The organism is Streptomyces sp. NPDC050504 (assembly GCF_044458065.1).
GTDB lineage: Bacteria > Actinomycetota > Actinomycetes > Streptomycetales > Streptomycetaceae > Streptomyces.
This window is the reverse complement of the sequence record NZ_JBITHO010000004.1, coordinates 42,213-56,478: the sequence shown is the minus strand read 5'-3', so window position 1 is coordinate 56,478 and position 14,266 is coordinate 42,213. Positions and strand designations below refer to the sequence as shown.

The 14,266-nt window shown below is 70.3% G+C and carries 13 protein-coding genes and 5 tRNA genes; 13 read left to right on the top strand and 5 right to left on the bottom strand.

Translation table 11 applies throughout. The features are described 5' to 3' along the window. Positions 1-183 precede the first annotated feature (183 nt). The 4 genes from ACIBNE_RS15620 to ACIBNE_RS15605 form a co-directional block, all read right to left on the bottom strand. A complete protein-coding gene (locus ACIBNE_RS15620; protein ID WP_386886225.1) occupies positions 184-765 on the bottom strand; it encodes an ATP/GTP-binding protein in 582 nt (193 codons plus the stop codon). After that, on the bottom strand, positions 746-1,153 hold the full coding sequence (locus tag ACIBNE_RS15615; RefSeq protein ID WP_399271714.1) for a DUF742 domain-containing protein: 408 nt from the start codon (positions 1,151-1,153) through the stop codon (positions 746-748). The genes ACIBNE_RS15620 and ACIBNE_RS15615 overlap by 20 nt, the downstream gene beginning before the upstream one ends. 131 nt (positions 1,154-1,284) lie before the next feature. Continuing rightward, the gene (locus ACIBNE_RS15610) at positions 1,285-1,698 is read right to left on the bottom strand and encodes a roadblock/LC7 domain-containing protein (protein WP_399272921.1); all 414 of its coding nucleotides are present in this window, start codon (positions 1,696-1,698) and stop codon (positions 1,285-1,287) included. A 9-nt stretch (positions 1,699-1,707) separates the two neighbouring features. Further along, positions 1,708-5,388 (bottom strand): nitrate- and nitrite sensing domain-containing protein, encoded by a 3,681-nt coding sequence (locus ACIBNE_RS15605; protein ID WP_399271713.1) that lies wholly within the window; start codon positions 5,386-5,388, stop codon positions 1,708-1,710. Positions 5,389-5,973: 585 nt separating this feature from the next. On the opposite strand from ACIBNE_RS15605, the gene ACIBNE_RS15600 reads away from it, so the two are divergent. The 9 genes from ACIBNE_RS15600 to ACIBNE_RS15560 all read left to right on the top strand — a co-directional run bounded on the left by ACIBNE_RS15600 (position 5,974) and on the right by ACIBNE_RS15560 (position 9,940). Beyond that, positions 5,974-6,159, top strand: coding sequence for a hypothetical protein (locus ACIBNE_RS15600; RefSeq protein WP_399271712.1), 186 nt, complete (start codon positions 5,974-5,976; stop codon positions 6,157-6,159). 96 nt (positions 6,160-6,255) lie between these two features. Next, positions 6,256-7,041: a fumarylacetoacetate hydrolase family protein gene (locus ACIBNE_RS15595; protein ID WP_399271711.1), complete on the top strand. Its 786-nt coding sequence runs from the start codon at positions 6,256-6,258 to the stop codon at positions 7,039-7,041. Then, positions 7,034-8,512 (top strand): glutamate--tRNA ligase, encoded by a 1,479-nt coding sequence (gene gltX / locus ACIBNE_RS15590; RefSeq protein WP_399271710.1) that lies wholly within the window; start codon positions 7,034-7,036, stop codon positions 8,510-8,512. Before ACIBNE_RS15595 ends, gltX begins: the two co-directional genes overlap by 8 nt. Before the next feature lie 105 nt (positions 8,513-8,617). Further along, positions 8,618-9,346 (top strand): HAD family hydrolase, encoded by a 729-nt coding sequence (locus ACIBNE_RS15585; protein ID WP_399271709.1) that lies wholly within the window; start codon positions 8,618-8,620, stop codon positions 9,344-9,346. Between the two features lie 93 nt (positions 9,347-9,439). Further along, positions 9,440-9,511, top strand: a tRNA-Gln gene (locus tag ACIBNE_RS15580). A 21-nt stretch (positions 9,512-9,532) separates the two neighbouring features. Continuing rightward, positions 9,533-9,605 (top strand) — tRNA-Glu (locus ACIBNE_RS15575). 61 nt (positions 9,606-9,666) lie between these two features. After that, positions 9,667-9,739: transfer RNA gene (locus tag ACIBNE_RS15570), tRNA-Glu, on the top strand. A 16-nt stretch (positions 9,740-9,755) separates the two neighbouring features. Continuing rightward, positions 9,756-9,827: transfer RNA gene (locus ACIBNE_RS15565), tRNA-Gln, on the top strand. Between the two features lie 40 nt (positions 9,828-9,867). Further along, positions 9,868-9,940 (top strand) — tRNA-Glu (locus tag ACIBNE_RS15560). Positions 9,941-10,109: 169 nt separating this feature from the next. Here ACIBNE_RS15560 and ndgR read toward each other — a convergent pair. Continuing rightward, positions 10,110-10,826 (bottom strand): IclR family transcriptional regulator NdgR, encoded by a 717-nt coding sequence (gene ndgR, locus ACIBNE_RS15555; protein ID WP_399271708.1) that lies wholly within the window; start codon positions 10,824-10,826, stop codon positions 10,110-10,112. A gap of 173 nt (positions 10,827-10,999) precedes the next feature. On the opposite strand from ndgR, the gene leuC reads away from it, so the two are divergent. The 4 genes from leuC (at position 11,000) to ACIBNE_RS15535 (ending at position 14,191) form a co-directional block, all read left to right on the top strand. Beyond that, positions 11,000-12,433: a 3-isopropylmalate dehydratase large subunit gene (leuC, locus tag ACIBNE_RS15550; protein ID WP_399271707.1), complete on the top strand. Its 1,434-nt coding sequence runs from the start codon at positions 11,000-11,002 to the stop codon at positions 12,431-12,433. Between the two features lie 6 nt (positions 12,434-12,439). Then, the gene (gene leuD / locus ACIBNE_RS15545) at positions 12,440-13,033 is read left to right on the top strand and encodes a 3-isopropylmalate dehydratase small subunit (RefSeq protein WP_399271706.1); all 594 of its coding nucleotides are present in this window, start codon (positions 12,440-12,442) and stop codon (positions 13,031-13,033) included. A 104-nt stretch (positions 13,034-13,137) separates the two neighbouring features. Then, positions 13,138-13,365, top strand: a complete 228-nt coding sequence (locus ACIBNE_RS15540) for a hypothetical protein (RefSeq protein WP_399271705.1) — start codon at positions 13,138-13,140, stop codon at positions 13,363-13,365. Between the two features lie 142 nt (positions 13,366-13,507). Then, positions 13,508-14,191, top strand: a complete 684-nt coding sequence (locus tag ACIBNE_RS15535) for an HU family DNA-binding protein (RefSeq protein ID WP_399271704.1) — start codon at positions 13,508-13,510, stop codon at positions 14,189-14,191. Positions 14,192-14,266 lie beyond the last annotated feature (75 nt).

Genomic DNA, 14,266 nt, shown 5'->3' with positions numbered 1-14,266 from the left:
GGCATAAAGAGCGAGCCCCGTCAAAAGGCGGGGCTCATGTGAGCGTAGCGGCACCAGTTGTATGCGTCGTGTGTCCGAGACGGGGCAATTCTCTGTCGAAACGTTATGAACCCCGGGGCGGGCCGTGTCCAACGACACAGCCCGCTCCCGTGAGTGCCTATGACAACTTCCGTACGGCCCCGATTACTTGAGTCGGGCCATCAGGGCGTGCTCGACGAGCGTGATGAGCGCGCTCTTGGCGTCCGCGCGGTGGCGGGCGTCGGTGGTGAGGATCGGGGTGTCGGGTCCGATCTGGAGCGCCTCGCGCACCTCGTCGGGGGTGTAGGGCTGGTGTCCGTCGAAGCCGTTGAGGGCGATGACGAACGGCAGTCCGCTGTTCTCGAAGTAGTCGACCGCGGGGAAGCAGTCGGCGAGCCTCCGGGTGTCGACGAGCACCACGGCGCCGATGGCGCCGCGTACGAGGTCGTCCCACATGAACCAGAAGCGGTCCTGTCCGGGTGTACCGAAGAGGTACAGGATCAGGTCCTGGTCCAGGGTGATGCGACCGAAGTCCATGGCGACGGTGGTGGTGGTCTTGTCGCCGGTGTGGGTGAGGTCGTCGATGCCGGCGGACGCCGACGTCATGACGGCCTCGGTGCGCAGCGGGTTGATCTCCGAGACGGCTCCGACGAACGTGGTCTTGCCCACGCCGAAGCCACCCGCCACCACGATCTTCGCGCTGGTGGTGGAGCGGGCGGTTCCGCCGCTAGAGCTTGCGAAGTCCACTGAGCACCCTTTCGAGCAGTGTCACGTCCGGCGCGCCGCCGGTCTCTCCGTTGCCCGGCTGGTGGATCGCCACCATGCCGGCCTCCGCCAGGTCGGCGACCAGAATGCGGGCCACCCCGAGCGGCATCGACAGCAGGGCCGAGACCTCCGCGACCGACTTCACCTCGCGGCACAGGTGGCAGATCCGCTGGTGCTCGGGGAGCAGGCTCGACAGGTGCGCGGGGTCTGCCGTCGTGCTGACCAGCGCCTCGATGGCGAGCTGGTAGCGCGGCCGGGTCCGGCCACCGGTCATGGCGTACGGGCGGACCAGCGGCTGGTCGCCTTCGCCGTCGTACGACGCGTCGTGCAACGCGCCGTAATGATCGGGCGAGGCGGGCGGCGGGGTCATAAATCCTCCGGGCGTGACAGCAGGTTCTCGGCTTGCCGTCTGAGGTGGCCGGTGGGGGGGATCTGAGGGCGGCCGGACGGGGCGGTGGGCTGAGGGCGGATGTGCGGGGTACGGCAGTACGGCACAGCCCGCTAGTGCAGCAGGCTGCCCTGGAGTTCCGCGCGCAGGTCCGGGGTGAGGACCGTGCCCGCGCGGTCGACCAGGAGGGCCATCTCGTACCCGACGAGGCCGATGTCCGCCTCCGGGTGCGCGAGTACGGCCAGCGACGATCCGTCGGAGATGGACATGATGAAGAGGAAGCCGCGCTCCATCTCCACCACCGTCTGGTTGACGGCGCCGCCTTCGAAGATCCGGGACGCCCCCGCGGTCAGCGAGGTCAGTCCCGAGGCCACGGCCGCGAGCTGGTCGGCCCGGTCCCGCGGAAAGCCTTCCGACATGGCGAGGAGCAGCCCGTCGGCGGAGACCACCACCGTGTGGGACACCCCGGGGGTGTTGTCCACGAAGTTGGTGATCAACCAGTTCAGATTCTGCGCCGCCTGGCTCATCGGACTCAACTAACGCTCCTGCTGGTGAGTGGGGCCGGGACCGAAGCTTCCGGTCTCGGAGTTCGCCGGGCCGTTGTTGGCCTGACGGCCCTGCTGGATGCCCCGACGGAGGTTGGTCAGCCGGCCGCGCACGTCGTCGGGCGCACGCGAGACCTGAGGACCGCTCTGATGGGACTGCTGCTGTGCCGTACCCGCCACCAGGTTGGCGCGCGGCACGCGGCGCGGCAGACCTGAGGTGGTCACACCGCCTGCCGCGGGCTTCTTGGCACGCTCGGCCTGGCGGACGAGTTCGTCGTTGGGCGAGGTCCGCCAGCTGCCGGTGGTGGCCGCGGGGGTGGCGCCGGTGTTGCCGAGCGCGTCCTGCTGACCGCGCTGGGGGAGCGGCGGCGCGGAGCGCTCGGGCTGCTGGGGCTGGTGCGGCACGCCGGGAGCCTGCTGCTCCTGCGCACCGTGGAACCAGTTGGTCTCCAGGGTGTCGTACAGCGGCGTGCGGCCGTCGCCGGGGCTCTGCGCGGGCGGCAGTGCCTCCGGCTGGTGCGGCTGGCCGAGCTGGTGCTGCGGCTGCTGGTGCTGCGGCGGCTGCGGGAACGGCTGCTGCTGTACGTGCTGGCGCGGCGCGGCGGCCGGTCCGAGCCCCTGGGCCTGGGCCGGGGTCTGCGGCTGCTGCTGGTGGGCCTGCGGCTGCTGGTGCTGCGGCGGCAGCGGCGCGTCGAAGTCCGGGCGCGGGAACTCGGCGGTGGCGGTGGGCTCCTGCGGGCCGGGCACCTCCGGGCGCTGGAACTGGCCGGTCTGCTGCGGCAGCTGCGCCGGGTCCACGGGACCGCGCACGTCGGCGCGCTCGAACTGGCCGGTCTGCGTCACGGGCGACGGCGGCACGGGGCCGCGCACGTCCGGGCGCTCGAACCGGCCCGAGGTCTCTGCCTCTTCGTGGCCGCGCGGCTGGTCCGCGCCCCAGCTCGTCCCCGGGCGCTGGGCCAGGGGCTGCTGGTTCTGCGGGTCCTGCGGGTCCTGCGGGTTCTGGCCGAACTGCGGGTTCTGGCCCGGCTGCGGGATCTGCGGCTGGGGAAGCTGCGGGTTGCCCTGGCGCTGCGGGTGCTGCGGTGCGGGGTTGCCGCCGGGCAGCTGGGCGCGCGGTCCGCCGGGCGGGGGCAGCTGGCCGCCGCCCTGGCCGGGCCTGCCGCCCTGCAGGGAGCCGGGGAAGCCCTCCTGCTGGGCACGCGCGGCCTGGTGCTGGTTGCGCGTGCTCATGCCGCTGAGGCCGCTGGTGCGCGGCTGGGCCTGGCGCGGGCCGGTGTTGCCGAAGGCGTCGGCGCCCTGTCCCGTGCGCTGCCCCGCGTTCCGCGCGGGCAGCGCGCCGCGGTTGCCGGACCCCGTGGGGAGCTGTCCGCCCTGGCCCGCGGGACCGCCCGCGCCCCCAGGGCGCTGGCCGTCCGCGCCGCCGGGAGCACCGGGCAGGCGCCCGGCGGGCGCCCCGCCGGGCTGGCCGGCACCGGGCTTGCCCTGCGGCTGCTTGCCGCCCTGGGCGACGTCGACGGGCAGCATGACGAGCGCGGTCGTGCCGCCGGAGTCGGACGGGCGCAGCTGGATGCGGATGCCGTGTCGCAGGGACAGGCGGCCGACCACGAACAGGCCCATGCGGCGGGAGACGGAGACGTCCACGGTGGGCGGCGCGGCCAGCCGCTCGTTGATCGCGGCCAGGTCCTCGGGGGAGAGGCCGATGCCGGTGTCGTGGATCTCGACGAGCACGCGGCCGTCGGGCAGCGCGTGACCGGTGACGCGGACCTTGGTCTGCGGCGAGGAGAACGAGGTGGCGTTCTCCAGCAGCTCGGCGAGGAGGTGCACGAGGTCGTTGACGACGCGGCCGGCGACCTCGGTCGCGGGCACGGCGGCCAGTTCGATGCGCTCGTACTGCTCCACCTCGGACGCGGCGGCGCGGAGCACGTCGACCAGCGGGACCGGGCGGGTCCAGCGGCGGCCGGGCTCTTCACCGGCGAGGACGAGGAGGTTCTCGCCGTTCCGGCGCATGCGGGTCGCGAGGTGGTCGAGCTTGAAGAGCGAGGAGAGCTGGTCCGGGTCGGCCTCGCGGGACTCCAGCTCGGAGATGAGCGAGAGCTGGCGCTGGATGAGGCCCTGGGAGCGGCGCGAGAGGTTGGTGAACATCGCGTTGACGTTGCCCCGGAGGAGGGCCTGCTCGGCGGCGAGGCGGACGGCCTCGCGGTGCACGTCGTCGAAGGCCGCGGCCACCTTGCCGATCTCGTCGCGGGAGTGCACGCCGACCGACTCCACGGAGGTGTCGACGTCCTGCGGGTCGGTCTCGGAGAGCTGCTTGACGAGCTCGGGGAGGCGGTCCTGGGCGACCCGGGTCGCGGTGTCCTGGAGGCGGCGCAGCGAGCGGATCATGGACCGGGCCACGACGAAGGCGCCGACGAGCGAGACGCCGAGGACGAGGAGGATGAGCGCACCGTTGAGCAGTGCGGTCTGCTCGGACTCGTTGCGCAGCTTGCGAGCGGTCTCCTCCATGTCGCTGAGGAGGTCCGACTCGATGGTCTTCATCGTCTTGATCTTGGTGGAGGACTGGTCGTCCCAGTCCTTCCAGGTGCGCAGCTCCAGCTTGGAGATCCCGTCGGCGCTGTAGAGCGCCGCCCGGATGTAGTTGTCCGCGCTCTTGGCCTCGGGGTTGCCGTGCTCCAGCGGGAGCAGCAGCTCGTTGGGGTCCTTCCCGGAGCCCGCGTAGATGCTCTGGAAGGAGGTGAGGTCGGCCTTCTCCTTGCGGAGCGCCGAGACGGCGTAGAGGCGGTCGTTCTCGCTGAGCTGGGCCTTGCGGCCGGCCTTCTTGTCCGGAGGCAGGGCGCCGGCGATGATCGCGCGCTGGATCGACGCGTACTCCTTGGCCCTGGAGAAGGTCGCCAGGGCGCGGGTGCGCTGGATCATCTGGGGGTTGCTGGTGGCCTGCGCCATGTCCTGGGACAGGCTGAGCAGCGAGCTGATCAGGCGGTTGTACTGCTCGACCGTCTGCGAGGTGCTCTGCTTGTCGGCGTAGGCGGTCTTGCGGATCTCGGTGAGGTCGCGCAGCTGGGCCGCGATCTGGCTCACGTTGGCGCGGATGCCGTCCAGCGAATGGCGGTCGTCCTCGTCGTCGACGGTCTTGGTCGCGTTGAGGAAGGCGATGACGCTCGCGTTGGTGTCGTTGCGCGGCGTCGCGACCTTGTAGTCGGTGTCATGCACGTTGTTGGAGAGCGGACCCGCCGTGGAGTCGCGCTCGTTCTGCAGCGCCTCGGCCAGCAGGGTCGCCTGCTGGGTCATCCTGGTCAGCAGCTGCATGTTGTCCAGCTGCTCCATGTCCTTCAAGGACTCGTTGATCCGCAGGCCGCCGAGGGTGGTCGCGGCGACCACGGGCAGGGCCAGCAGGGAGACCAGCCTGGTGCTGATGCGCCAGTTGCGCAGGGCTATTCGCGAGCCCACGTTGACGGGGTCCTTCGACCGGGGGGCGGTCTTGGACTCGGCGGCGGGGGCCTCGGCGGTCTGGGGGCCGGGAGCCTGGGGACTGGGGGTCGTCCCGCGGTCCCGGGACTCTCCGGCGGAGGCCGGGCCCTGGTTCTGGGTGTGCTGGGGCGAGGAGCCGCGGTCGGTCCCGCCGTGCGGCTCCTGTTCCGCCGCAGCGCTGCCATCCCTCTTGAAACGTCCCTGCACTAGCGTCGCAACCTCTGGACCAGGCGCCCCTCCCGCGCGTGCGGTCGAGGCGGTGTCGGCGTTGTCGGGACGCCGGAGGCGCCCCTTGGTGGTCGTCAGTGACGGGCGCTCTTCCCCCTCGGTTGCGCCGCCACTCGGCGCGGTGATGCGCCCCTGCGCGCCGGTCCTTCCGAACCTGCGGCGGTGCGTGGAATTCCAGCACAGTGCTGGATCTCCAACAAGGCCCGTCGGGCGCGTCGCAACAGGTGTGACCTGGTGTGATCGTGGAGTTACGGGATGTGGAGCGCGCTGTGGTGCAAATCCGGCATTCCGGTGCGGCGCACCCGGGTGCGGGGGGTGTCCCAGTCGACATGATCAGGGGCGGAATGGTGGGTTCAATAGCGCAATGTCCGTTTCAGTGACAGGTGTTCACTGTCTCGAATGCACCCTTTGTCCACTCGCTCGTGAGCAAACTCACATGATGATCGCCGTCTCCATCGGACTTTCCCCGGGAATCGGATGTTTAGCCTGGCGCTTTACAGGGATGGCGAATCCGACAACCGGCGGCCGCACCGCGGCGCCCACACGACAGGGGCCCAAGGGCACATGAAGACCTCCACGATCACCAACACGGCCAACCCCCGCCGCACCACGCTGGCCCACCTCGGCAGCGCCGCCGAGCTGGCCGCCCCCGAGCTCCCGCAGCACCGCGCGGAGCTGCCCAACGTGACCGCGAACCCGCGCCGCACCATCCTCATGGAAGCCCCGGTCCAGCCGCAGCCCGCCGCCTGAGAGCCGCCGCCCGAGCCGCCGGGCGCCCCTCACCCGCGTTAGCCTGGAGCGATCAGTCTCCAGCCAGCAAGCAGCAGTGAGGGGCGGCAGCATCCCGTGCGCATCGCCAGGTTCTCCATCGACGGCAATGTCGCCTTCGGAGCGGTCGAGGGCGACAGCCCCGACAGCCTCGTCCTCGACATCATCAAGGGCATTCCCTACACGGACTACGAACTCTCCGGCACCAAGGTCCCGCTGAGCAAGGTCCGCCTCCTGCCGCCGGTGCTCCCCAACAAGGTCGTGGCCATCGGCCGCAACTACGCGGAGCACGCGGCCGAGCTGGGCAACGAGGTCCCGGAGTTCCCGGTCGCCTTCTTCAAGCCCACCACTTCCGTGATCGGCTCGGGCGACGCCATCGAGTACCCCTCCTTCTCCGCCGAGGTGCACCACGAGGCCGAGCTGGCCGTGGTCATCGGCCGCATGTGCCGCGACGTCCCGCGCGAGCGCGTCAAGGACGTGGTCTTCGGCTTCACCTGCGCCAACGACGTCACCGCGCGCGACGCGCAGAAGCGCGAGAAGCAGTGGGCCCGCGCCAAGGGCTTCGACACCTCCTGCCCGCTCGGCCCCTGGGTGGAGACCGGCATCGACCTGGCGACGGCACAGGACCTCACGGTCCAGTGCACGGTCAACGGCGAACAGCGCCAGCTGGGTCGTACGAGCGACATGATCCGCTCCATCGAGGACCTGGTCGTCCACATCACCGAGGCCATGACGCTGCTCCCGGGCGACGTCATCCTCACCGGCACCCCCGCCGGGGTCGGCCCCCTCAACGTCGGCGACGAGGTCGCCGTCACCATCGAAGGCATCGGCACTCTCACCAACAAGGTGATCAAGCGTGGCTAACGCGACTCCCGTACGCGTCCGTTTCTGTCCCTCCCCGACCGGCAACCCCCACGTGGGCCTGGTCCGCACCGCCCTCTTCAACTGGGCGTACGCCCGCCACAACGGCGGCACGTTCGTCTTCCGCATCGAGGACACCGACGCGGCCCGCGACTCCGAGGAGTCGTACGAGCAGCTGCTCGACGCGATGCGCTGGCTCGGCTTCACCTGGGACGAGGGCCCCGAGGTCGGCGGCCCGCACGCCCCGTACCGCCAGTCCCAGCGGATGGACGTCTACCGGGACGTCGCGGACAAGCTCCTCGCGGGCGGCTACGCGTACCCCTGCTACTGCACCGCCGAAGAGCTCGACGTCCGCCGCGAGGCCGCCCGCGCCGCCGGGAAGCCCTCGGGCTACGACGGCCAGTGCCGCGACCTGAGCGACGAGCGGAAGGCGGCGTACGAGGCCGAGGGCCGCGCCTCCATCGTCCGCTTCCGGATGCCCGACGAGGCCACCACCTTCAACGACCTGGTGCGCGGCGAGATCACCGTCCAGGCGGAGAACGTCACCGACTACGGCATCGTGCGCGCCAACGGCGCCCCGCTGTACACGCTGGTCAACCCGGTCGACGACGCCCTGATGGAGATCACCCACGTCCTGCGCGGCGAGGACCTGCTCTCCTCCACCCCCCGCCAGATCGCGCTCTACAAGGCGCTGATCGAGCTGGGCGTGGCCAAGGCGGTCCCGGAGTTCGGCCACCTGCCGTACGTGATGGGCGAGGGCAACAAGAAGCTCTCCAAGCGCGACCCGCAGGCGTCCCTCAACCTGTACCGCGAGCGCGGCTTCCTCCCCGAGGGCCTGCTGAACTACCTCTCGCTCCTGGGCTGGTCCTTCTCGGCCGACCAGGACATCTTCTCGATCGAGCAGATGGTGGAGAAGTTCGACCTCGCGGACGTCAACGCCAACCCGGCGCGCTTCGACCTCAAGAAGGCCGAGTCCATCAACGCGGACCACATCCGCATGCTGGACGTGAAGGCGTTCGCCGCGGCCTGCGAGCCCTGGCTGAAGGCCCCGCACGCCAACTGGGCGCCCGAGGACTTCGACGCCGCCGCGTGGGAGGCCATCGCCCCGCACGCCCAGACGCGCCTGACCGTCCTCTCGGACATCACGGCCAACGTCGACTTCCTGTTCCTCAAGGAGCCGGTCGAGGACGAGGCGTCCTGGACCAAGGCGATGAAGGGCGAGCCCGTCGCCCTGCTCACCACCGCCCGCGCCAAGCTCGACGCCGCCGACTGGAACGACCCCGAGTCGCTCAAGAACGCGGTGCTCGCGGCGGGCGAGGAGCACGGCCTCAAGCTCGGCAAGGCCCAGGCCCCGGTCCGCGTCGCGGTCACCGGCCGCACGGTCGGCCTGCCGCTCTTCGAGTCGCTCCAGATCCTGGGCAAGGACAAGTCCCTGGCCCGCATCGACGCGGCGCTCGCGAAGCTCGCCGCGTAGGCGTTGCCCGTACGTCCCCGGAGGGGCGGCCGCCACCCGGCGACCGCCCCTCCGGCGTCCGGCCCTCCGGAGTCCGGCCCCGGTGGCGCGGGTACGTTCGCTGTCATGGCGACCGATGAGATCCACGCCGTCCTCTGGGACATCGACGACACCCTCTTCGACTACACGAGCGCCGACCGCGCCGGGATGCGCGAACACCTGAAGACCGAGGGCCTGCCCGACGGGATCGACACCGTCGAGCAGGCCCTCGTCCGTTGGCGGGAGATCACCGAGCACCACTGGGCCCGGCACTCCGCGGGCGAGGCCGACTTCCAGGGGCAGCGGCGCGACCGCGTCAGGGACTTCACGGGGCGGCTCCTGAGCGACGCGGAGGCCGACGAGTGGTTCGACCGCCACGTCGTCCACTACGAGGCCGCCTGGAAGCTCTTCGCGGACACCGTGCCCGTCCTGGACGCCCTCGCCGCCGACTACCGCCACGCGGTCCTCTCCAACTCCGCCCTGAGCGTCCAGGACCGCAAGCTGCGCGCGCTGGGCGTGCGCGACCGCTTCGAGGCCGTCCTGTGCGCCGTCGACCTGGGCGTCTCCAAGCCCCACGCCGCCGCGTTCCACGCCGCCTGCGACGCCCTGGGGCTGCCCCCCGAGCGGGTCGCGTACGTCGGTGACCACCCGGACATCGACACGGTCGGCGCCGTCGCGGCGGGGCTCAAGGGCATCTGGCTGGACCGCCGCGGTCGCGGCGGCCGGCCCGAGCTGCTGCGCATCACGGAGCTCTCCCAGCTCCCCGGGTTGCTGCGCGGGCATACCCGTTTTGGAGCCCAGGACACCTTCGGGTAATGTTCTTCCTGCGCCGAGGGGAGCGGGAAGAAAAGCCCGAAACCAAAAGCGCAAAACCGAACAAGATCCTTCTGGCGGAGGGTCGAGTTTTGGTGGCCTATGGTGTAATTGGCAGCACGACTGATTCTGGTTCAGTTAGTCTAGGTTCGAGTCCTGGTAGGCCAGCTCGCAGAGCTCATCTGCAACGCCCCCGTTGTGTAGCGGCCTAGCACGCCGCCCTCTCAAGGCGGTAGCGCCGGTTCGAATCCGGTCGGGGGTACAGATCCTTCCCGCGGGATCACCTGGGTCGCACCCGGTGAACTCGATGCAGGATCGCTAGGGCCCCCGTTGTGTAGCGGCCTAGCACGCCGCCCTCTCAAGGCGGTAGCGCCGGTTCGAATCCGGTCGGGGGTACTGGTCTAAACCACCATGGCCTATGGTGTAATTGGCAACACTACGGTTTCTGGTACCGTCATTCTAGGTTCGAGTCCTGGTAGGCCAGCTCGCAGAGCTCATCTGCAACCGCGGATCTGATCCGCAAGGCCCCCGTTGTGTAGCGGCCTAGCACGCCGCCCTCTCAAGGCGGTAGCGCCGGTTCGAATCCGGTCGGGGGTACGTGAAGAAGAAGGCCCCTCGCGAAAGCGAGGGGCCTTCTCGCGTGTCCGGCGGACGGTCCAACGGCCGTACCGCTCAAGGGAGTTCCGCATACACCACGGGCCGGTCGCTGCGGCGTTGGAGCGACCGGCCCGGGGCGGTGGAAGGGGAGTGGGGTGGGGGAGGAGCGTCAGCTCGCGCGGCGCAGCGCCTCGCTGAGGCGGCCCGCGGCGTCGATGACCGCCTGGGCGTGCATCCGGCCCGGGTGGCGCGTCAGGCGCTCGATCGGTCCGGAGACCGAGACGGCGGCGACCACCCGGTTGGACGGGCCGCGCACCGGCGCCGAGACGGACGCGACGCCCGGCTCGCGCTCGCCGATCGACTGGGCCCAGCCCCGGCGCCGTACGCCCGACAGGGCCGTCGCCGTGAAACGGGCGCCCTGGAGGCCCCGGTGCAGCCGCTCCGGCTCCTCCCAGGCCATGAGGATCTGCGCGGACGAACCTGCCTTCATCGTGAGCGTCGAGCCGACCGGTACCGTGTCCCGAAGTCCGGACAGCCGTTCCGCCGCGGCGACGCAGATGCGCATGTCACCCTGGCGGCGGTAGAGCTGGGCGCTCTCGCCCGTCACGTCGCGCAGGTGCGTCAGGACCGGGCCCGCCGTCGCCAGCAGGCGGTCCTCGCCGGCCGCGGCCGACAGTTCGGAGAGCCGGGGGCCGAGAATGAACCGGCCCTGCATGTCCCGCGCCACCATGCGGTGGTGTTCGAGGGCCACGGCGAGACGATGTGCCGTGGGTCGTGCGAGCCCGGTGGCCGCGACCAACCCGGCGAGGGTGGCCGGACCGGACTCCAGGGCGCCCAGGACAAGGGCTGCCTTGTCGAGAACGCCTACGCCGCTAGAGTTGTCCATGCAACGATACTCCCGTCTCACTCTGTGAAACGCAAGTTCAATTTCCCCGGGAAGTTGTCAACCTGTACGGACGGTCGCCCGGCGGCCGGACGCCACCGCCCGGTACGGGGGTCTGACGGAGGCGCACCGAATCTCTAGATGGGTCGGCGACGCCGCCGACCGGAGGGACAGCGATGGGTAGGACACTCGCGGAGAAAGTCTGGGACGACCATGTCGTCAGGCGCGCCGAGGGCGAGCCGGACCTTCTCTTCATCGATCTGCACCTGCTGCACGAGGTCACCAGCCCGCAGGCCTTCGACGGACTGCGCCAGAACGGCCGCACGGTCCGGCGGCTCGACCTCACCATCGCCACCGAGGACCACAACACCCCGACCCTCGACATCGACAAGCCCATCGCCGACCCGGTGTCCCGCGCCCAGTTGGAGACCCTGCGCAAGAACTGCGCGGAGTTCGGCGTACGGCTCCACCCGCTCGGCGACGTCGAGCAGGGCGTCGTCCACGTGGTGGGACCGCAGCTGGGACTGACCCAGCCCGGCACCACGGTCGTCTGCGGCGACAGCCACACCTCCACCCACGGCGCCTTCGGCGCGCTGGCGTTCGGCATCGGCACCTCCCAGGTCGAGCACGTGCTGGCCACCCAGACGCTGCCGATGGCCCGCCCCAGGACCATGGCCATCACGATCGAGGGCGAACTGCCCGACGGCGTCACCGCCAAGGACCTGATCCTCGCCATCATCGCGAAGATCGGCACCGGCGGCGGCCAGGGCTACGTCCTGGAGTACCGCGGCTCCGCCATCGAGAAGCTCTCGATGGAGGCCCGGATGACCATCTGCAACATGTCCATCGAGGCGGGCGCGAGGGCCGGGATGATCGCCCCCGACCGGACCACCTTCGACTACCTGAAGGGCCGCGCCCACGCCCCCGAGGGCGCCGACTGGGACGCCGCCGTCGCGTACTGGGAGACCCTGCGCACCGACGACGACGCGGTCTTCGACGCCGAGGTCGTCATCGAGGCCGCCGAGCTGGCGCCGTTCGTGACCTGGGGCACCAACCCCGGCCAGGGAGCGCCGCTTTCCGCGAGCGTCCCCGACCCCGCTTCGTACGAAGACGCTTCGGAGCGCCTCGCCGCCGAAAAGGCGCTGGAGTACATGGGGTTGACCGCGGGCCAGCCGCTGCGCGACATCCGGGTCGACACGGTCTTCGTGGGCTCCTGCACCAACGGCCGCATCGAGGACCTGCGGGGCGCCGCCGACCTGCTGCGGGGCCGCAAGGTCGCCGACGGCGTGCGCATGCTGGTCGTCCCCGGCTCCGTCCGGGTCGCCCTCCAGGCCGTCGAGGAGGGCCTGGACAAGGTCTTCACCGAGGCCGGCGCCGAATGGCGGCACGCGGGCTGCTCCATGTGCCTGGGCATGAACCCCGACCAGCTGGCGCCCGGCGAGCGCTCGGCCTCCACCTCCAACCGGAACTTCGAGGGCCGGCAGGGCAAGGGGGGCCGCACCCACCTGGTGTCGCCCCAGGTCGCCGCCGCCACCGCGGTACTGGGCCACCTGGCGTCCCCGGCCGACCTGTCCGACGCCCCCGACGTCCGTACGCCCGCTGGAGTCTGATCAGCCATGGAAGCATTCACCGCGCACACCGGCCGGGCCGTCCCGCTGCGCCGCAGCAACGTCGACACCGACCAGATCATCCCCGCCCACTGGCTCAAGAAGGTGACCAGGGACGGCTTCGAGGACGGGCTCTTCGAGGCCTGGCGCAAGGACCCGGAGTTCGTGCTGAACCGCCCCGAGCGCCAGGGCGCGTCGGTGCTGGTCGCGGGCCCCGACTTCGGTACGGGCTCCTCCCGCGAGCACGCCGTCTGGGCGCTCCAGAACTACGGCTTCAAGACCGTGCTCTCCGCCAGGTTCGCCGACATCTTCCGTGGAAACTCACTGAAGAACGGTCTGTTGACCGTCGTGCTCGACCAGAAGGTGATCGACGCCCTCTGGGAGCTGACGGAAGCCGACCCGACGGCCGAAATCACCGTTGACTTGGAGCGCCGCCAGGTGCTCGCGGAGGGCATCACCGCGGACTTCGAGCTGGACGAGAACGCCCGCTGGAGGCTGTTGAACGGCCTCGACGACATCAGTCTCACCCTTCAGAACGAAGCGGAGATCGCTTCTTACGAGGCGTCGAGGCCCACTTTCAAGCCACGTACAATTGACGCCTGAGCAGCGCTTTTCCGTGACTGCGCCCCCTGCCGTGAGGTAGGGGGCGCAGTGGCTTGTTGGGGCCCCGTTGGGCGACAACTCGCCCCAGATGGCACAATCGGTGCATGGAAGGCGACAACCAACTGGGTCTCTACGAGGAACTCGCCGACCGACTGAAGGAAGCGCACGCCGTGGTGCGTGAACTGCAAGTCCCGGAAGGCGTACGGATGGCGCTGTCCCGGAAGCTGTTGGTCGTCACGGCCGCGGCGAAGCACGATCTATCGGATGCGGCAAGGCGTCTGAACCGGTTGATGAAGGACCTCGATGAGGGTCGATTCCCCGAAGGAGACTGACGCCCGGAACTCCGCAATGCCCCACTTCGTTGCGGCAGTAGGGTGATTAGCCCGTTTCGTGTTTGATTTGCGGTATATATCTGCCTAACGTGCGAAAAAGCTTGAACACTTTCGTTCTGGCAATGTCTCCGAAGGGGAAGACGTGAACAAGGCGCAGCTCGTAGAAACCATCGCCGACAAGCTCGGTGGCCGTCAGCAGGCGGCCGACGCCGTCGACGCCGTCCTGGACGCCATCGTCCGCGCGGTCGTCGCGGGGGACCGGGTCTCGGTCACCGGCTTCGGTTCGTTCGAGAAGGTCGACCGCCCCGCGCGGTACGCCCGCAACCCCCAGACGGGAGAGCGCGTCCGGGTCAAGAAGACCTCGGTGCCCCGCTTCCGTGCCGGTCAGGGCTTCAAGGACCTGGTCAGCGGCTCGAAGAAGCTCCCGAAGAACGACGTGGCCGTCAAGAAGGCCCCGAAGGGCAGCCTCACCGGTGGCGCCTCCGCGACCGTGAAGAAGGCCGCCGCCAAGAAGGCGACGACCGCGAAGAAGGCGGCCGCCAAGAAGACCACCGCGGCAGCGAAGAAGACCACCGCCGCGAAGAAGACCACGACGGCCAAGAAGGCCACGACGGCGGCGAAGAAGACCACCACCGCCGCTGCCGCCAAGAAGGCGACGACCGCGAAGAAGGCGGCGCCGGCCAAGAAGGCGACGACCACCGCCGCGAAGAAGGTGACGGCCAAGAAGACCGCGCCCGCGAAGAAGGCGACGGCCAAGAAGGCGCCCGCCAAGAAGACGACGGCGCGCAAGACCACCGCGAAGAAGACGACCGCCAGGAAGAAGTAACGGCGCCGTTCAGCGGTACGGCAAGGCCACGCACCGGGCCGGGCCTCCCCCCAGGGGGATGCCCGGCCCGCGGCG